Genomic DNA, 19,750 nt, shown 5'->3' with positions numbered 1-19,750 from the left:
GAGCCAAAATTTATTGCAAATTAACTAATAGTATTTAAATAATTTATTTAATTTTAATAAGCATAAAAAAAGAGAGTAATAGATTTAATTCTACTACTCTCTCATTTTAAGATATAATTATTAATTACATTATACCAAGAGCCTTTGCCCCAGTGATTTTATTTGGTAATTGGTATGGTCCAATTATTCCTGTAAAGCTTTTACCTTTACCTTGAGCGTTATAAGCTTGCCATACAATTTTAGAACAATAAGTTGGATTTTTTGAAGTTTTACTTCCAGTAAACCCATATTTATAATTTTTCCCTTTATAATTATTTGAAGCCCAAGTACCAGCCTTACCAGCACTACTATTATTCACTCGATACACTTTTGTATTAGTTTTTCCATCACGTTGCCCTTTAATAATTCCATAATTTTTTTGCCATGTATTCACGCTTACTACCTGTGGTTTTTTACCAGAACCAGCAATATGTAAAATCTGCCTGTTACTAATTGCTATTCCAGCATGTCCAGTTAAACCTTTAGAAGACGTTCCATTACTAACTAAAATATCCCCTTTTTTTAAAGTAAAAGTCTTTTTAGCAGCAAAGGTATCTATACCAGAAAGATCAGAATCTCCAGTATCAAGAAGTACATCCGGTGCTTCTAATTCATCAAATAAAGCTTCGTCATTCGCTTCAGCCCATTCTTCATAAGTAATATCATCCGGTATTAACCCTTCATCTACCAATTGATTGTAATCTTCTAAACTTAAATCCGTACCTTCATCGTTTGCTTCTTTTGCAAATGATGTGTTAGAATAAATAAACAATGAACCAACCAAAACAATAGTTATCAAAAACATAAACTTCTTAAACATTTTAAACACCTCCAACTAGAATTTAATACCAATTGTAAGGAGTCTACCATTATATGTCAATAACTAAAAGTAAAAAAGCTAGGAATATTCTCATAATAATTATTGTTTTAGTTCTACTTATAGGAGGAACAGTTTTTATGTTTTTCTATAATAAGAAAAAAGAAAGTACAGAAATAATAGATTCATACATCACTGAAAACAATTATGAAGACCTCATTAAAGAAAAAGAAATTGTATTTGATTCAAAACAAGGAAACTATAACGCAGAAATTATTTTCAAAGATGAACCAGAAAATTTTTATGAATTCTACGTGGAACCATCTACAAATAAAGTAAACGTGGCGGCTTTTGATAGTGAAAATGTAGAAATAACGGATAAATCTAAAGCAAAATATATTAATGATTAATTAAAATTAAAGCGAACAAAACCCGAATGTTTAACTATCGACAATCGGATTTGTTCGCTTTATTTCGTATTACTTTTATTTTATTTTTATTATCTTAAAATATGGATATTAGTTAATGTAATAAGGTTTAATAGGTTGTAGAGCCTAATATTTTTATGGTAGTGAAATAAAGTCCATGGGTATCGCAAGGTCTCCTATTGGTAAGTAGTTGTAACTCCACAAAATGTATAAAATAACAAAAGTCAATCAGAAATAAATGATTGGCTTTACTAATGCTATTAGCAATTTATACCACTTAATCAAGAAATAAAAGTTATTTATAATCACTAAAAAGTTCCCTACCAAAATTCAACGAAAAAACAAAAAACCCTACCAATTTATTTTGGCAGGGTTTTGGCAGGGAACTATCTTTTTTTTAATCATTTTATCCATATTAGATTAGGAAAAACCCTTGTAAATCGGCGTTCCCTCTTCAAATTAAGTTGTATTCTTATTCCCACTCAATTGTAGCCGGTGGCTTAGAAGTAACATCATACACTACTCTATTTATATTATCCACATCATTCACCAACCGAGTAGAAATCTTCTCAAGCACATCCCAAGGAATTCTCGCCCAATCTGAAGTCATTCCATCAATCGAAGTTACCGCACGAATACCAATTGTATGTGCATACGTACGAGCATCTCCCATGACACCAACACTCTTGATGTTTGGAAGGACTGTGAAGTATTGCCAGATATCGCGGTCAAGACCTGCTTTAGCAATTTCTTCACGAAGGATGGCATCAGATTCACGAACGATTTCCAGATGCTCTTCGGTTACTTCACCCAGGATACGGATAGCAAGTCCCGGTCCAGGGAATGGCTGACGCCAAACAATACGGTCAGGGATTCCTAATTGTGAACCTAATTCACGTACTTCATCTTTAAATAATGTATTTAATGGCTCGATTAATTCAAATTGCATATCCTCTGGCAGGCCGCCTACATTATGATGTGATTTGATGGTTTGTGCTGTATCTGTGCCACTTTCAATCACGTCTGTGTATAGTGTTCCCTGTGCCAGGAAGTCAATGTCTTTTAATTTAGCTGCTTCATCATCAAATACATAGATGAATTCATTTCCGATGATTTTACGTTTTTTCTCCGGATCAGAAACACCTGCTAGTTTAGATAAGAAACGGTCCTTTGCATCCACTTTAATAATGTTCATATGGAAGTCTTCTGCAAAGACATCCATCACATCATCTGCTTCATTTTTACGAAGCAGACCATGATCAACAAAGATACAAGTAAGCTGGTCGCCGATTGCTTTATGGATTAAAGCTGCAACAACCGAGGAATCTACGCCGCCGCTTAATGCGCAAAGTACTTTACGATCGCCGACAGTTTCTTTAATTTTTTCTGTTTCCATTTCGATAAAGTTAGCAATTGTCCAGTCGCCTGTACATTTACATACATCGAAGACAAAGCTGTTTAATAAATCATTTCCATACTCTGAATGACGGACTTCCGGATGGAATTGTACACCATACATTTTCTTATCCTGATCGCTGATTGCTGCAACTGGTGTAGACGGGCTTGTTGCATCTACAATAAAAGAAGGCGGTGCTGCTGTTACTTTATCGCCGTGGCTCATCCATACAGTCTGCTTTGTCGGTGTATCTTTAAATAAAGCCGGGCTCTCATTTAATTCAATTAATGCTTTTCCATATTCACGGTTTTTCGATGCTTCTACTTTTCCGCCAAAATGCAGGGACATTAACTGCATGCCGTAGCAAATGCCAAGGACAGGAATGCCAAGCTCAAAGATTTCCTCATCACAACGGAAGCTGTCTTCGCCATAAACGCTGTGCGGTCCGCCGGAAAGAATGATTCCTTTTGGATTCATTTCTTTAATTTCTGCAGCGGTCAGTTTATGTGAATGAAGCTCACTATACACGCCAAATTCACGGATGCGGCGTGTGATTAATTGGTTATATTGACTGCCAAAATCTAATACCAGTACTAATTCATTATTTTCCATAACTAGACTCCAATCTGTATCTTTTCTAAAGGATAACTTATGAACTATGCGTTCTTTTGCCTCTGTTTCACCTATAAAAAACCGGATTTCACCTTTCTATTTTCTGCAGCTGACGCACAAAAAAATATAGAAAGGCAGAATCCGGATAGCATAAACGAACCTTCTTCTGCCTTCATAGTCGAATCATTTACGGTGACTCGGTAGAAACTTTCGAACCTTATTTTCGAGGATATACGAAAGGCATATTCAAACGAATAATTATATTGCATAGATGTTAATAAGCATCTATTTTATGTGCAGATTTTAATCTTTTCTACACTATTTCCTTTTTCATTCTACTAATTGATTCTTCCTGGGTCAAGCCATTATTTGATTGATTAAATTTTTCCATAATTGAATTATCTCTTCTTTTTTACCTGGCAGCCTTTTACTGTAAATCATCCGCTCATAAACCCCAGTTAGTTTGCTCATTTCCCCGGTATGAAAATCATCATCTATTCTTTGGGAGAATTCCCTCAGTGTTTCATCGCTGCCTCGCGGATATCCCTTTTTATCTGCCAGCTTTAACAAATAGAGATATGCTTCCTGGAATGCTGTATCATCAAAATGCTGCTCCAGCTTCCGTTGGATAAAATAGATGCGTATCTGTCTTCTTTTCCTGAAAATAACAAATCCGCCAAGCAGAAGTATGAATGCTATTCCAATGTAAACATAGACCGGCTTTCCAGAATTGTCTGTCTCTTGATCAGATACAGCAGTGTCTTCTTCCTGTTCCTCTGTATCGTCTGTCTCTTCTTCCTCTCCGGATTCTTCATCCTGCTCCACATCCGGTGCTTCCAACGGATCCTCCTCCTCGTTAACAGGAGAATCATTTTCTTCTATATCTGCGCTGAAATCAGCTATGTTTGTAAAACCCTGTGTCGGTTCAAACGGTACCCAGCCGACTCCAGGGAAATATACCTCCACCCAGGAATGGGCATTACTATTCGTAATTTGATTCACATGGTTTTCCTCTTCTAAATTTGAATCAATCCGTTCTCCGCTTGTAAATCCTTTCGCCCATCTGGCAGGTATCCCCTCTGATCGGAGCATAACTACCATTGCTGTGGAGAAGTTATCGCAATAGCCGATCTGTGTCTCGAATAAAAATTGGTCAACATAGTCCTCTTCTTCTCTTGGCCGCGGAATATTCGTTGTCTGATATTCAAAGCCATTTGCACTGAAATAACGCTCGATAGCTCTAGCTTTATCATATCTCGTATCATGGCCTGCTGTTATTTCCTCCGCTAACGCTCCGACTCTGTCCGGAAGGTTGTCCGGCAGCTGTGTATAGCGGTCACGAATCGTTCCGGAATCCTGTTCGGAATTATCTCTGAGTGCGTCAATATCAAAGGACGGATTCTCGTAGGATATTTCATAGGAATCCAGAACTCTCTCTTCTCCATTTCGTGTTGTTTCTATGGCCTCCAAGCTCTCATCAAGCTGGAATTCCACCTCCTCCTCTGCTGTAATGGAGGACACGCCATAAGGATAGACCAGCTTTGGCAGCCGGGTGCTCCCGGTAAAATTGATTGCTGCTTCTAATGACTCTGTTTCTACATTATTACGGAAGGTCGATAAGGAAATTTGCCCGTCCATCTGATCAAGAAGGTATCTCCCCTGAGATGTTTCCCATCCTTTTCCCGTATACACATCCTTTGTTTCTATCCGCCAATAATGATCTTCCTCAACCACTGCTTCGAAAAGAACCGTATCATCCTGGGAGAAGGAGCCTCCCAGACGTGTGTCATCTTCACCATATCCGACCCGACCCGTTCCAAAGCCGCCAGTTCCAAAGGTACCTGCAGCTCCTTCTAAGAATGGAAACGGGTCCGGCCATTGCGGATCAGCCTTCGGTGCCTGATAGCCAATGAAGCTAACAACGGCAACCAATAAAATCAGCGGCAGCAGCCAATATTTCAGTCTTTGTCCTACAGAGATTGGAATATCCTTATTTTCGATCTCCTTACTCAAGCTGGACATTCCCAGTGCCAGAAAGGAAATGATAAAAATACGTACAATTGCTATGGAGCCTTCATATACCGTAAATGTATCAAGAATCCCTATATATACGAAGGTCAGCAGAATAAATAGAATAATATTTTTCATTCTGACAAACCAGTAATAAAGCAGATAGCTCATCAGCCAAATAAGCAGGAGAAACAGTACGCTTCTGAAAAAGGTAGTGAGCATATACCATTCACCTGAAAACATCAGGCCGATATTATTGGTCATTTCCTGCAGGGTCTCCCCAATCCAGCTAATATCTAAAAAGCTTGTTTCAAAGTATAAAAGATGGATAATAAAAAGTAAGCCTAGTCCTTTCACAGGTACACTAAGCAGCCAATGCAGCTGAAAGTAGGAAATGAAAAAGCAATATAGAGCAAACAAAACAAATACTCCAATGCTTGTATCAGATATATCACCCAACGGATAGAGCCACTCTAAGAAAAGGCAAAATCCTGCGATATATAATAGCAGCGTATGCAGCGTCTTTACTTGTTTCTGGCTCTTCTTCATCTGAAATTCACCTCAACAGGATCCGTTGCAAGCTGTTCCAGACTTAATTCCTGTACGGCAATATCTGAAAAACGAAGCGGCTCCAAAATATGCTTTTCATCGCCGGTTAGCTGCTTTTCCGGGTGGATATAAATAACGGCAAAATGCTTGATACGCTGTCTTGCTTCTAATATGGCTTCTGCCAAAAAGGGATCTATAGATGTTAACACCAGAAAAATGCTGTCGACTTTATTTAAATGAGACATTTCTTCACGAAATCGGATGGAAAAAGCGGCTTCTTCCTCCTGCCTGACTGTCAGAAGATAGTTCTTCATTAATGATTTTTGATGCGCATTATGTCCAAGCTCAAATAGATGTGCTCTTTTGCCGATAGAAAGAAAGCTTGTTTCATAGTCTTTCTTTTCCAGCTTTTCAATAAGAGATAAGCTCATTTCAACCGAAGCTTCATAGAGCAGCTGGTTTTCTCTCTCATGCCTGTAATTATCATGAACCAGCAAAATATCTGTGCTTTTCTCCCGGTCAAATTCCTTTGTCATCATCGTTTGCTTCCTGGCTGTCTGTTTCCAGTCAATCCATGCAAAGCGGTCACCCGGTGCATACTCTCTGATCCCTGACGCCACAGTTGTATTTGTCTGCTGCAGCTGATTAGATATAACCCCACCCTGTTCATAGCTTGCCATATCACTCATTAAACGGATGTTATGCACATACGGGTAGACGACAAATGTATTTTCAATCTTAAAATCATAGCTTTTTTTAATAAAACCAAATATTTCTCCTGTTTGAATTGTTACTTTCTCCAATGTGTGCTCTCCGCGCGGTAAGGATTGCAGTGAGTATCTGAATGTGAAGTTTCTGCGGAATAGAGGAAATAACATGCGTATCAGTCTGCGGGAAACAGTCATTTTTCCGGTCGTTTGGGAAGTAAGATATTTCGCTTTCTTCGTATCCTCCTTCATTAACGACTGTGGAAATTTCTCTTCAAAGGTACAATATAACAGGGGAAAGGGAAGCCTCCGCTTCATATGTACCTTCACTATAATTTCATCTCCAGCCTGCCGGACTGGCTGTTCAATTTCCCGATAAATCTGCCACGTCCGCAATGGATAGCAGGCAAACAATAACTGATATATTCCAATCGGAAGGAAGCTGTAGAATAAAAACCAGCTTACAAATCCGCCTTGGAACATGGCATAACAGTAAAGAATAATCATCAGTGCTAAAACGCCGATGCTGCGAAAGATGATACGAAGATTCTTTCTCATTCTGCGATGCCTTTCTTAATCGGAATATGTGCAGATTGAATAATCGAATCGATTAATGCTTCATTAGATGTTCCTTTATAACGTGCTTCTGCCTTCAGCATAATCCGGTGGGATAAGACAAACGGAGCCAGGTACTTCACATCATCCGGAATAACATAGTCTCTGCCCTCGATATATGCGTAAGCTTTCGAAGCTTCCATTAAAGCAAGTGATCCTCTCGGACTCACTCCTAGATAAATAGAGCTGTGCGACCTCGTACGGGTAACGATATTCAGAATATATGCCTGGATCGTTTCATCCATATAAACATCCTTTGCCTCTTCCTGTGCCACAAGCAGCTCCTTCTGAGCCATGACCGCCTGAATTTCTTCTATCGGATGATGGTTTGTGTTTCTCGCAAGCATCTCTAATTCATCCTCATAGGCTGGGTAGCCCATGCGCAGCTTTAACAGAAAACGATCCAGCTGTGCTTCCGGCAAGGGATAGGTTCCTTCATATTCTATTGGATTTTGAGTTGCCATTACAAAAAAGGGACTCTGCAGTCTTCGTGTCTCTCCGTCCACTGTGACACTTTTTTCCTCCATTGCCTCCAGCAGTGCTGACTGGGTCTTTGGAGATGTCCGGTTAATTTCATCTGCCAACAGAATATTGCCAAAGACCGGGCCCTTCCGAAACTCAAATTCTAATTCCTTCGGGTTGTATATAGAAACACCTGTTACATCAGATGGTAGTAAATCTGGTGTAAACTGAATTCTAGTAAAATCACAATTTACCGATTTTGCCAGCGCACGAACCAGCATCGTTTTCCCTACACCTGGTACATCCTCCAGCAGAACATGCCCTTCTGTTAATAAGGCAACTAAACTAAGTTTTACAATCTCTTCTTTACCGAAAATGACGCTATTAACATTGTTTAAGACTTCTTGAATCTGTGTATTTTCTATTACTTTCTCCTGTTCCATCATCACCCTCCTCATCTGCCTGAACCTTTCTACCTTTTATGTTACTATAACAGGCTCAATATTTAAACGAATTGCCTTCTAAATTAGTTATCTTTTATTATTGACAAATTACGCTGCAGATATTCAGCAGTCCTCATTCTATTTCGATAATGAAACCTTACAGGATAAAGTAAACTTCAGGTCAATGAATAACTCTATCTTTTTAATTTTAGAATATATTCTCTTCATTCCTAAATAAAAAGCAACGTGAGGTTCTTCTTCCCCAGCTGCTCCTATTCTGATATACTATGAAAAATTCTTAAGTGCTCTCACTACCATAATGTAAGGCGCTGTTTGGCGTCAGGCTCAGGATACGCATCATTTATATGCTTCAGCTCCTGATCCGTTAATGAAATATCCGCCGCCTTCACATTGTTTAGCACATGATCAGGATTACTTGATTGCGGTATAGCTATCGTTTTTCCATTCCGAATGGACCAGGCTAACAGGATTTGAAATACATCTGCTTTATGCTCTTCCGCAATATCCTTCAGCACCTGCTGTTTTGTTAAATCCGCACCAAAACTGTCACCGCGGTCAATAGGAGAATAAGCAATCACTGGCATGTCATACTTATCCATCATGGGCACTAAATCAAATTCAATACCTCGATTCGCTACATTATAGCGTACCTGATTCACTTTACAATTTTCTCCACCGGGGGATTGGATAGCCTGCTCCAGATCATCCACATCTAAATTAGAAACTCCCTACGCTTTAATTTTACCTTGATTTCTTGCATTCTCTAAAGCTTCCACCGTCTCTTCCAATGGAACATCTTCCTTCCAATGAAGTAAATATAAATCGAGATAGTCTGTTTCCAGCCTTCTTAAACTGTTATCTAAGCTGATTGGCAAATCCTTTTTCGATGCGTTAGATGGAAGTACTTTAGAAATAAGAAACAGCTCTTCACGGGAATAAGGCTTAATAGCACTGGCAATCAGCTTTTCAGCATTCCCGCTGCCATACATTTCAGCAGTATCAATTAATTGGACACCATTATCAAGGCCGGTGCGGATTGCCTGCACTTCCTGGTCAAATGTGTCAGATTTGTCTCCCATATTCAAGGTACCCAACCCGATTGGCAATACCTCTCTTCCGGCGATTTTCACCTTTTTCATTTTCTGCACTCCTTTTTTACAATCTGCTTTCTATGTTTGTTCCACTCTTGGAAGGTGGTGAAACACGAAAAAGATGAGAAAGGGTAATCAGCTGCTTTCTTAAACAGGTCTAATCGAGTCTATTAAGGTAAAGGTTTGTTCCTCTGTATCAAATTCATATTTAAATATACAGCAGTTGGTGAAAACTAATAACAATGATTACTTTATTTTATCCTCTAAATTTGCCAGGAATTTTGCTGGGTTTCCTCCAACAATCGTATCTGGCGGGACATCCTTCGTAACTACTGATCCTGCTGCGACAACAGAATTTTCACCAACTGTTACACCCGGCAGAATGGTTGAATGAGAGCCTATCCATGTTCTCTCCTTTAACTCAATCGTTTTAAGATACATCGTTCCTCTATTTAAGGGATTATAATCATGATTTATGGTTGCAAAAACAACATTATGCCCGATTAAGCTTTCATCACCGATAATGATTTTTCCCTGATCCTGAAATCGGCATCCAGAGTTAATAAATACATTTTTCCCTATTGTTAAGTTCTTCCCAAAATCAGAGGTGAATGGTACAAATAAAGAAAAGCCTTCATCTAACTCCTGCCCGATAATTTGAGTTACCTGCTTCCTGATTTCTTCATCCGTATAAACGCCATTATTCAGGATGGCACATAAGCGTCTTGTTTCATTTGATACTTCAACCATTGCTTTATTAACTTCTGACCCACCCTGAATCACACCTTCTGCCGCCATTTTTGACAAAAGTTCTTCTAATTCCATATTAACCGTTCCCTTCCATCTATAATTTCATCCGCTATTCAAACCAGGCCTTGTAATGTCTATGTTTCCCGGCCAAACTTACTTTTATTTAAACATAGCCTGATATTCATTGCTATGATTTAATAATGCTTATCCTCCCTATTTGTCTTTCCAGATGAATAAATAAAATGATAATTAAAATCTTCAACACTTTTTCGAGAAAAGATAGGAAGCCTAAAAACATAAAAACCGCCTAAACAAAATTTAAGCTAGGCGGCTTCTTATATAATCTATTCATTTCGCGGCAAGATTTTTACTGTAGCACTCACCGGCCCTTTTCCAATCATAGGTGCCAGATATCTGCTGGAACTATATTTTTCTTTGTACGCTTGATCAATTTTTTCAGTCAGTGCAGAGCCTGGTTCTATCGGCTCGAAAAAGACGTCATATTCCTGACCTGCTAATTTTATTTTTCCTGCTCTTTGTTTCCCAGCCGATTGATACCATCTGGAGTTCTGTCCATTGTAAGCTCTGACATATAAATCATTATCTGCTACTACAGACCAGATCCAGGTTGGTGTTCCAGGTGTTTTTCCATCGTCGTAAAATGGCGAGATATACATATCATCGGCTTTCGAAAATAGTTGAAGCTGTTCCTCTGTCCAATTATTTTCCATTGCTTTTCATCTCCTTTTTATTATAATTCCTATCTTAATACCTAAAGCCTACTTTAGGTCAAGTAATCAGATTTTCATTTTGTGGAAAAGTAAGACAGCATAGCTGATTTGTTATGTTAATTGCTTAAACTCATTTGAATAACAAACCCCTTTTGAAGCTGAAAAAAATAGCTTCAAAAGGGGGTTAACAGATTATTCTTGAAAATAAGGATTTCCTTGCATTCCTTGCCATAATTCACTTTGCTCTATTTCATAAGCAAGCTGCAATAGACGATGTTCCTCACCTTTTCCCGCCATTATCTGGACACCGATTGGCAATCCATCCTCAGTCAGATGTAGCGGCAGAGAAATCGCAGGCTGTCCTGTTAAATTAGCAAGCTGCGTAAATGGTGTGTACGTTAAGCTTGGTAAAAACATGTCATAAATAATACTCAGCTTCTCTTTTTCTACAGCCATTCTTTCTTTAAACTCCTGCTCCATTTTTTCTGTCATCGTCAGCTCTCCAACTTTCGGCGCTTGGAAAGCTGTTGCCGGAGAAATATAAAAATCATACGTCTGATGAAAAATAGACATGATTTCAGCTGCTCGGTCCCATGATGCCAGGCTGTCAGAGTAATCTGCAGCTGAAACGGATTTCCCAGCTTGATGAAGCAGCCAGGATTCTATTTCCATATCTTCTGCAGTTAAAGGTGCTCGCATTGCTTTCTCCAGTCCTTGAATGACAGCATTCATTTCGCCGCTGTTCATGACATAGTAATCACGCATTAACTGGATACCGTCAATTGATGTTTGTTTTTCTTCCACAATATGCCCATCCTGTTCCAGGTTACGGACAAATTGCTGCACCGCTTTTTTCGCATCCTCTGAAACAGGGGTTCCTACCGGCGATTCTGTGCTAAAGGCAATCCGCAGCTGTTTAGGAAGTTTTTCAGACATAGTATTTCGATAACCTTTTTCATATAATGGTGCCTGAAAAGCGGCATGTGGTTCAACAACCTGTAATTGATCCAGCATTGCAGCGCAATCCCGTACGGTTTTGGTTAATACAAAATTAATGGATGCTCCCTGCCACTGTCTGCCAGCTCCGGGTCCTACCGGTGTTCTTCCCCTTGTCGGCTTTAATCCGACTAACCCGCTGAAGGATGCAGGTATCCGGATAGATCCGCCTCCATCACTCGCTCCTGCAATTGGAATAACTCCAGAGGCTACTGCAGCTGCAGCCCCTCCGCTTGAGCCTCCAGGAGAACAGGATTGGTCCCAAGGGTTTCTTGTCGGCCCATACAGCTTTGGTTCGGTAATATTTTTCAAGCCAAACTCAGGACTATTTGTATGCCCCATAAATAAAAATCCTGCATCCCGAAATTTTTTCACAAAATAATTATCATGCTTTTCCACATGACTCTGCAAAAGTTTTGAGCCGGAAGTTAATTTTTCACCTTCGATAGATTGAGATATATTTTTCATCAAAATAGGCACGCCTGAAAAAGCAGCATCCTGAACAGGAAATTGATTTGCTTCTTTTTTGGCTGCTTCTTCCCGATGATGTGTAATCATATTTAATTGCGGATTAACTTGATGCAGCTGTTTAAAAGCAATATTCATTAATTCAGATGGGTGGACCTCCTTACGTTGAATAAGCTCTGCCAAACCGGTTGCATCATAGTTTTTATATTCACGAAAATGCACCTTTTCACTCCTTTTACAGCAAACTCTATTTCACCAGCTGGCTGATTATACAGGCAGCTGGTGAGTGTCTTTTATGCTTCCTTTGTAAGAATTGGTGTTGTCAGTCCATCCACACCGACAAGACTCAGAATAAATAAGAAGTGCTTTTGGACAGCAAGATAAGCATCCTCTGGATCGAACCATTCTTTTAACGTATGTGTGCCGCCTGCTTTCCCGCCTAAACCGGAAGTCACAGCAGGAATGCCTAAACTCATCGGGTAGTTTGCATCTGTACTGACTGGCTCGCCATATACTGGTTCCTTCCCTACACCTTTAATCGCTTCAGCAAGTGCTTGAACAATAGGCGCCTCTTTACTTTGTGATGCCGGGGGACGGTTTCCAAATTTTTCAACCTCTACAGTCATAGAGTCTTTGCCCCAGCGCTCATTCTCCTTCTGACATGCTTCTTCCACAATGGCTAGGAATTTTTTATCAAGCTCTATTAATTCTTCCATAGAGTTAGAACGAAGATCGACCTCCATCGATGCTTGCTCAGAAATTGCATTTACAGATGAACCGCCTTCAATTGGCCCAACGGAGAAGGTTGTTTTCGGATCTGTCTTTGTTTCCAAATCTGCGATTGCCGCAATTGCTCTGCCCAGGGCATGCGTTGCACTTGGCGTTCCAAAATCACCAAAGCTGTGCCCGCCTTTTCCTTGAAAAGTAATACGATACCGGAAGCTGCCTGTCCCCAAATATATCATCGTCTCTAAATTAGAACCGTCAACGGAGATATAGCCGTCTGCTTTATTTTCTTTAAAATATGCCTTCACTCCACGCAGATCTCCGGCCCCTTCTTCACCGACTGTTCCGCCGATAATAATATCACCAACTGTTTTTACATTGGAATCCTGCAATGCCCGGATAACAGCTAACACCTCTGCTAACCCTCTTGTATCATCTCCGATACCTGGTGCATGAAGCTTGCCTTCTTTTTCTATGACAGTTGTATCTGTCCCTTCTGGAAAAACGGTATCCAGATGTGCAGAAACAACCAGTATCGGTCCATCTCCTGTTCCGCTTCTTTTTCCAAAGACATTTCCCTCTTCGTCCATATGTACATCTTCTAAATCATAATCTTCTAATAATTTTTTGTATGCTTCCGCCCGTTTCTCTTCCTTAAAGGGTGGAGCGGGAATTTCTGTCAGCATTTTCTGCTTCTCTATGGTAAGACTGTCTTCTTCCTTAATTTGCTCCAATGCCTTTTGGACATTTTCATCTGCTTGAATCTTTTTCATTTGTTCTGAAATAGTCATGAGCTTCTCCTCCAATAATTTCATATACTTTTTAATTTATTGAACAAAACTTATCTAACTCCATTTTAGCGTATTTACAGCATAAACGATACAGTTATAATCTCCTAAGAAAGGTTCAGATATGATGCTGCTTCTACTTATAACTTAAAAATGTGTAGACAGCAGTGAAAAATTCTGCCTTACTGGAGTGAGTACTTTACTGTCTTCAGATACAGGCCTGAATGCCTTAAATAATGTTTTTTATCTGATAAATAGGGCACCCTTTAAACATAACTATGCTTTTTAAACAACCATTTTTTATCTGCTAAAAGCATGCTTCAACATAGATGGGAGATGAAATAATGAATAAACGTTTAATTGACTGGCCTACTTTTATATTTGCACTAGTTATCCTGTTTAGTGTTGTTATTCCTTTAACTTTATTTCCGGAAGCAGGCGCAGCTGTCATTAATCAGGCAAATGAATTTATTACAGGAAATTTTGGTATTCTATACTTATTATTAGGGCTGGGCGCTCTTATCTTTTTACTGTATGTGTCTTTTAGTAAAAACGGTAATATCAAACTTGGTGCAAGAAATACCAAAAAAGAGTTCGGAACATTTTCATGGGCCGCCATGCTTTTCTCAGCAGGTATCGGATCCAGTATTTTATATTGGGGGATGATCGAATGGGCGTACTATTATCAGGGACCTCCATTTGGCATTACGCCTGAATCCGAAGAAGCCATTAATTGGGCAGCGAGTTATGGAATGTTTCACTGGGGGCCAATTGCATGGGCATTATATACATTACCTGCACTGCCGATTGCTTACTTTTACTATGTCCGGAAAAAGCCTATCCTTAAAATTAGCGAAGCCTCCAGACCGGTAATTGGAAAATATGCGGATGGGCCGCTTGGTACTTTAATTGACGTCTTATTTATTTTTGGTTTGCTTGGCGGGGCAGGAACAACATTGGCATTAGGAACTCCGATGATTGCAGAAGGAGTTAATCATGTCATCGGAATTCCTGTATCTCTGGGAATGCAGGCTATCATTATGCTCGTTTGTACAGCCATTTTTGCAGCTAGCTCTTATTCCGGAATTAACAGAGGGATTAAAGTGCTCAGCGATCTAAACATATGGCTTGTCCTTTTTCTATTAGCTTTTGTATTTATCTTTGGACCAACCTTATTTATCAGTGAAATGACTTTCACAAGTCTTGGCCGAATCGTTAATAATATTTTTACAATGGCTACCTGGCTTGAGCCGCTTGCTTCTATACCGGGATATGAAGCGACGAATTTCCCTGAAACCTGGACAATCTTCTATTGGGCCTGGTGGGTCGTCTACGCCCCATTTGTCGGGCTTTTTGTTGCAAGAATCTCGCGGGGGAGAACTATCAAAGAAATGACGCTGGGTACATTAATTTATGGAACACTCGGCTGTGTACTGTTCTTTGGAATTTTAGGAAACTATGGCCTTTATCTGCAGCTGTCGCAATCATTTGATGTTATTGGCTTTATGAACGAGTATGGCGCATCAGCTGCGATTATAGCTATTTTGGATCAGCTGCCGATTTCCTGGTTCATTATTCCAATGTTTACGGTGCTTGCAATTATTTTTCTGGCAACAACCTTTGACTCTGCTTCCTATATTTTGGCAGCCGTTGCTCAAAAAAGACTTATCGGCGGCGAGCCGCTCCGCTGGCATCGAATTTTCTGGGCATTTACGTTAATGATTTTACCCATGGTGCTCATGTTTATCGGTGGACTGGAGACATTACAAACTGCCAGTATTGTTGCCGGTTTCCCGGTCATTTTTATTATGATCTTGCTGGCATGGTCATTTATGCGGGCTTCTACAGAAGATTTAAATAAGCAAAGAGATGCAAGAAAATCGAACTCGATTACAATTGATAATATTGATCGTTAATTTTATTGCAATATAACTGGCTGCAACTTCACTTTATTTACATTTTACGAAAAACAAAAACGCACCTGTGCTTCAGAGCTTCTGCCCTCACAAGTGCGTTTCTTCTATCCATTTATTCTTTTTAGCAATTATTTTAATTCTTCTACAGCCTGCTCGACCTGAGCTTTAGGCTCTTTCCAGACCATCGCCACAGCAATACCCGCCATGAGTACCATTGCTGCAAAATAATATGGGTAGTTTAAATTTATATCAAATAAAATCCCGCCGACAATTGGTCCAAATACATTTCCGATACTGGTAAACATGGAGTTCATACCGCCTACGAATCCTTGTTCATTTCCAGCTACTCTGGACAGATAAGAAGTAACAGCCGGTCTTAATAAATCAAAACCGATAAAAACAACAATTGTTACAAATAAAATCATTGCATAGCTTTCTACAACTGTCATTGTTGTTACAAGAATGGCAGAGAAAATCAGACAATAACGAATCAGACGAATTTCTCCCCATTTATTTGTTAATCTGCCAAACAGAGCAACTTGGGCAATTGTTCCAACAATTGCTCCTCCAGTAATAATAATCGCAATATCCTTTGGCGTAAATGCAAATTTATGATCCACAAACAAAGAAAATAACGATTCAAATGAAGATAAACCGAATGCTGTTATAAATATAACAATGAACGCGATAAAGTACATTGGAACAAAAATTCTTCCCAAGCCGGGCTTTCTCGCTCCAACTTCTTCTTTTTGTTCCTCATGATTTCTTTCTGGTTCGCGTAATGTAATCGTTGATAGAATCGCAGTAAATAACGCTAAACCTGCTGCTGCGAAAAATGGAATTCTTGGGCCTATTTCTGCCAGTAATCCGCCAAGTCCAGGACCGATAATAAATCCTGTATTAATCGCTGCTGACATATATCCTAACGCTTTCGGTCTGGACTCAAGTGTAGTGATATCTGCAATAAATGCTGTAACTGCAGGCATTATAAAAGCAGCACTCACTCCACCTAAGATTCTGGAAATAAATAAGATTTCTACGGTATTCCCAATAGCGAATAAAAACTCACTAAAACTAAAAATTAAGAGTCCGATAACGATCATGCGTTTACGTCCAAACACATCAACCCATCTTCCAGACAGCGGTGAAACAACAAGCTGCGCAACTGCAAAAGCTGCTACCAAATAACCTACAACGGAACCGGATAAATTCATCTCGTTCATAATAGTAGGTAAAACTGGAATAACCAGCCCAATACCTAAAAATGCAATAAACAAATTCATCAGCAAGATAGACAGCGTCATATTTTGTTTTTTCATAATTCATTTCTCCTTAACTATAAATTTCATTTAAAACCTCCCTCAGGAATCTGATACATCATATCATAACTTTTTCATTTCAGATATACTTTTGCTCAAAATTTTTATACCTATTTTTTTATTATTATTTTCACCTGCATACAAAATGCATGTTAATAAACGAATAGCTAAAAAAGCCTTTTGTCATGGTGATATTCCTATTATTTCAGGATGCATAAAAAAAGATTGCATCGGTTAATCATGCAATCTTTTCCTGAAAAATTTTTATTAAAATTTGTGTTCAAAAAGTACGATGAAAAGGACCAGTCGGCTAAGACCGTAACATCGTGTTACACCGCCGACACTAGCACGTCCTGTGCGTCGAAAGTTCAAGGCGACGAGTTACTTCCACAGGATGTGGTGACTTCTGCGTTGTCCACACGACGTGGTCGTTTTTAGTAGAAGATCCTCTTATCGCCGTGTCATTTTTGTTGGACTTTTTGAACATCCTCTTAAAATTCTACTTTTACCCAGCCGCGCAGACTATTAACCAGCCAAACCTCTTCAAAGGATGGGATGTCTTTCTTCCAGATGATTTTCTCTTTTATTTTTCCATACTCCAGCAGTTCTTCTCTGTAAGTTCCGGCAAGCAATCCAGAAGAAATCGGAGGTGTATAGTATTCCCCATGCTGTTTAACGACTAAGTTACCAATCGTAAACTCCGTCAGCTGCTCTTCCTCATTCCATAAAAGAACATCAAATGATGTACTGTCCTGCTCGCGAAAGTCATTATAATTCTGGCGATTGGTTGTTTTATAATAATAAAATATATCCTTACGATTAATGGGAGATGATGCCAAGCTAACTCGCCTCACAGCATTTGGCTCTTCTGAAAGTGCTGTGAACGCTATATTTATCTTTCCGTCTTGCTCCAACAGCAGACGGATGCGGTGTGTTCCAGAATATTTTTTCATCTGTTCCTTCAGCTGCTGTTTTATTTTTTCAATCGAATAAGGATACTGAAACTGATTGGCTGCCCGCTCAAGTCTGGCCAGATGCCTGCTCAGACGGTGAATCTGTGTTCCATCATATTTCATTGTTTCTAAAAGCTGAAATGAAGATGCGCTTCCTTTTAAAATCGCTGCTTTTGCCCATGCTTCTTCATATTCTGCTTCTGTCTCTGAATCCCATGTAATACCTCCGCCTACCCCATAAACAGCTTTTTTTCCATTCTTCATCCATGCAGTCCGAATGGCAACATTAAACAATGATTCCTGGTCTGGCTTGATAAAACCGATACTTCCGCAGTAAATCTCTCTAGGGGAATCCTCCAGCTGTTTAATAATACTCATTGTACTTTGCTTTGGAGCACCGGTGATAGAACCGCAGGGAAATAATGCTTTAAAAATATCAAAGCTGCTGAGGCTTTCTTTTAATTCTGCCATAACCGTTGATGTCATTTGATATACGGTAGGATATTCCTCGATTTCAAACAGCTTTGGAACCTGGACAGAACCCGGTACAGCAATTTTAGATAAATCATTCCGCAGCAGATCGACAATCATTAAATTTTCTGCCCGATCCTTTTCTGATTCAGAAAGCATTCTTTTATTTTGGATATCTTCTTCTGGTGTCTGTCCCCGTTTTATAGTCCCTTTCATCGGCTTAGTGCGGATAGACTGCTTTCTTCGTTCAAAAAACAGTTCCGGGGAAGCTGATATAATTTGATAATTGCCAATTTGTAAATGTGCACAATAATTTGCTTGCTGTGCACCCGATAATTGTTCATATAATAAATCCGCATCCACTGGTCTATCTGCCTTCATTCGGACAGTGTAATTCACCTGATATGTATCTCCTTCAGCAATGGCAGCTTTTATGGATTTGATATTTTGCTGATACTGCTGCTTCTCTGTTGTCATCTGCCAATTTACAGGAGGATAAGCTCGATTGGCTGCCGGCTTCACACTTTCCAGCTCCATTCGCTTAAAAACACCCATAATGATAAGAGGCAGGCTGCCTTTTCTATGTGTCATAAGATTTTTATCGAAAGCAGCTGCAGCTTCATAGGAAATATAACCAGCCAGATAAAAGCCCCTTTGCTGATAGATTTCCATTTGTTCAAATACTTGACCGACCTCGGCATGTGTATTTGCAATTAAAATTTCTGCCGGATTTTCAAAAATACGACGTACGCCTGCTTCCTCTTCAAAAGAAAAATCAAAAATCATTTTTGTATTATCCATCATTTTGCAGCTCTCCTGCCCCTTTATATTGCATCAGGAAATTATTTAACAGCGCATAGCCGTGTTCTGTACATACAGACTCTGGATGAAATTGGATTCCTTCAATTGGATACGTTTTATGACGGATGCCCATTATTGTTCCATCCTCTGTTGTTGCAGTGACAATAAGGGTATCCGGTACCGTATCCGGCTGAATGCTTAAGGAATGATATCTTGTTACAGTAAAGTTTTCAGGAAGCTGTGAAAATACACCATTCTGATCGTTCAGAATACGAGATTGCTTCCCATGAACAGGAGCATTTTTTATCACTTCTGCACCAAAGGCATGTCCAATCGCCTGATGGCCAAGGCAAATACCAAGAATAGGGATCTTACTCTTAAACTGATCAATGACTTTTAAGGTTATACCGGCTTCCTGAGGTGAATGAGGCCCCGGCGACAGGATAATGGATTCAGGCTTCCACTGGTTAATTTCTTCTATGGTCAGCTGATCATTATATTTCACAACAACCTTCTCATCTAAATTCTCCAGATAATGTACAATATTATAGGTAAATGAATCATAGTTATCAATCATTAACAGCATTTTTCTGCCCGCCTTATCCGTAAAATTTTATCCTTCTTAACATGCTGAGAGTGGG

At 39.4% G+C, this 19,750-nt stretch carries 14 protein-coding genes, 1 pseudogene and 1 riboswitch; of the genes and pseudogenes, 2 read left to right on the top strand and 13 right to left on the bottom strand.

What is annotated here, in order from left to right; genetic code table 11:
- Nucleotides 1-124: 124 nt before the first annotated feature.
- Nucleotides 125-859 (bottom strand): YiiX/YebB-like N1pC/P60 family cysteine hydrolase, encoded by a 735-nt coding sequence (locus tag OSO01_RS19795; RefSeq protein WP_147212204.1) that lies wholly within the window; start codon nucleotides 857-859, stop codon nucleotides 125-127.
- A gap of 53 nt (nucleotides 860-912) precedes the next feature.
- On the opposite strand from OSO01_RS19795, the gene OSO01_RS19790 reads away from it, so the two are divergent.
- Nucleotides 913-1,266, top strand: a complete 354-nt coding sequence (locus OSO01_RS19790; protein ID WP_077604214.1) for a DUF3139 domain-containing protein — start codon at nucleotides 913-915, stop codon at nucleotides 1,264-1,266.
- A gap of 490 nt (nucleotides 1,267-1,756) precedes the next feature.
- Here OSO01_RS19790 and guaA read toward each other — a convergent pair whose 3' ends face one another.
- The 9 genes and pseudogenes from guaA to OSO01_RS19745 all read right to left on the bottom strand — a co-directional run bounded on the left by guaA (nucleotide 1,757) and on the right by OSO01_RS19745 (nucleotide 13,652).
- The gene (guaA, locus tag OSO01_RS19785) at nucleotides 1,757-3,292 is read right to left on the bottom strand and encodes a glutamine-hydrolyzing GMP synthase (protein ID WP_147212203.1); all 1,536 of its coding nucleotides are present in this window, start codon (nucleotides 3,290-3,292) and stop codon (nucleotides 1,757-1,759) included.
- A 155-nt stretch (nucleotides 3,293-3,447) separates the two neighbouring features.
- Nucleotides 3,448-3,549: riboswitch (purine riboswitch) on the bottom strand.
- A gap of 100 nt (nucleotides 3,550-3,649) precedes the next feature.
- A complete protein-coding gene (locus OSO01_RS19780) occupies nucleotides 3,650-5,851 on the bottom strand; it encodes a transglutaminase domain-containing protein (RefSeq protein ID WP_147212202.1) in 2,202 nt (733 codons plus the stop codon).
- Nucleotides 5,848-7,116, bottom strand: coding sequence for a DUF58 domain-containing protein (locus OSO01_RS19775; RefSeq protein ID WP_147212201.1), 1,269 nt, complete (start codon nucleotides 7,114-7,116; stop codon nucleotides 5,848-5,850). Before OSO01_RS19775 ends, OSO01_RS19780 begins: the two co-directional genes overlap by 4 nt.
- Complete coding sequence (locus OSO01_RS19770; RefSeq protein WP_147212200.1) at nucleotides 7,113-8,078, bottom strand: AAA family ATPase; 966 nt, start codon at nucleotides 8,076-8,078, stop codon at nucleotides 7,113-7,115. Before OSO01_RS19770 ends, OSO01_RS19775 begins: the two co-directional genes overlap by 4 nt.
- A 311-nt stretch (nucleotides 8,079-8,389) precedes the next feature.
- A pseudogene (locus OSO01_RS23800) lies at nucleotides 8,390-9,238 on the bottom strand (aldo/keto reductase).
- Between the two features lie 198 nt (nucleotides 9,239-9,436).
- Nucleotides 9,437-10,015, bottom strand: a complete 579-nt coding sequence (locus OSO01_RS19760) for a DapH/DapD/GlmU-related protein (protein ID WP_147212199.1) — start codon at nucleotides 10,013-10,015, stop codon at nucleotides 9,437-9,439.
- A gap of 269 nt (nucleotides 10,016-10,284) precedes the next feature.
- Complete coding sequence (locus tag OSO01_RS19755; RefSeq protein WP_147212198.1) at nucleotides 10,285-10,671, bottom strand: DUF2255 family protein; 387 nt, start codon at nucleotides 10,669-10,671, stop codon at nucleotides 10,285-10,287.
- 192 nt (nucleotides 10,672-10,863) lie between these two features.
- Complete coding sequence (locus OSO01_RS19750; RefSeq protein ID WP_147212197.1) at nucleotides 10,864-12,357, bottom strand: amidase; 1,494 nt, start codon at nucleotides 12,355-12,357, stop codon at nucleotides 10,864-10,866.
- Nucleotides 12,358-12,428: 71 nt separating this feature from the next.
- Nucleotides 12,429-13,652, bottom strand: a complete 1,224-nt coding sequence (locus OSO01_RS19745) for a M20/M25/M40 family metallo-hydrolase (RefSeq protein WP_246145251.1) — start codon at nucleotides 13,650-13,652, stop codon at nucleotides 12,429-12,431.
- 341 nt (nucleotides 13,653-13,993) lie between these two features.
- Here OSO01_RS19745 and OSO01_RS19740 point away from each other — a divergent pair, with 341 nt between their 5' ends.
- On the top strand, nucleotides 13,994-15,565 hold the full coding sequence (locus OSO01_RS19740) for a BCCT family transporter (protein WP_147212195.1): 1,572 nt from the start codon (nucleotides 13,994-13,996) through the stop codon (nucleotides 15,563-15,565).
- Nucleotides 15,566-15,693: 128 nt separating this feature from the next.
- On the opposite strand, the gene OSO01_RS19735 is transcribed toward OSO01_RS19740, so the two are convergent.
- The 3 genes from OSO01_RS19735 to OSO01_RS19725 all read right to left on the bottom strand — a co-directional run bounded on the left by OSO01_RS19735 (nucleotide 15,694) and on the right by OSO01_RS19725 (nucleotide 19,695).
- On the bottom strand, nucleotides 15,694-16,884 hold the full coding sequence (locus OSO01_RS19735) for an MFS transporter (protein ID WP_147212194.1): 1,191 nt from the start codon (nucleotides 16,882-16,884) through the stop codon (nucleotides 15,694-15,696).
- Nucleotides 16,885-17,375: 491 nt separating this feature from the next.
- Entirely contained in the window at nucleotides 17,376-19,112 is a 1,737-nt protein-coding gene (pabB, locus tag OSO01_RS19730) for an aminodeoxychorismate synthase component I (RefSeq protein WP_147212193.1), read from the bottom strand.
- The gene (locus OSO01_RS19725; protein ID WP_147212192.1) at nucleotides 19,102-19,695 is read right to left on the bottom strand and encodes an anthranilate synthase component II; all 594 of its coding nucleotides are present in this window, start codon (nucleotides 19,693-19,695) and stop codon (nucleotides 19,102-19,104) included. The genes pabB and OSO01_RS19725 overlap by 11 nt, the downstream gene beginning before the upstream one ends.
- Between the last annotated feature and the right edge of the window lie 55 nt (nucleotides 19,696-19,750).

The organism is Oceanobacillus sojae (genome assembly GCF_007991515.1).
In the GTDB taxonomy this organism is placed as follows: domain Bacteria; phylum Bacillota; class Bacilli; order Bacillales; family Amphibacillaceae; genus Oceanobacillus; species Oceanobacillus sojae.
This window is presented reverse-complemented; position numbering and strand designations above follow the sequence as displayed.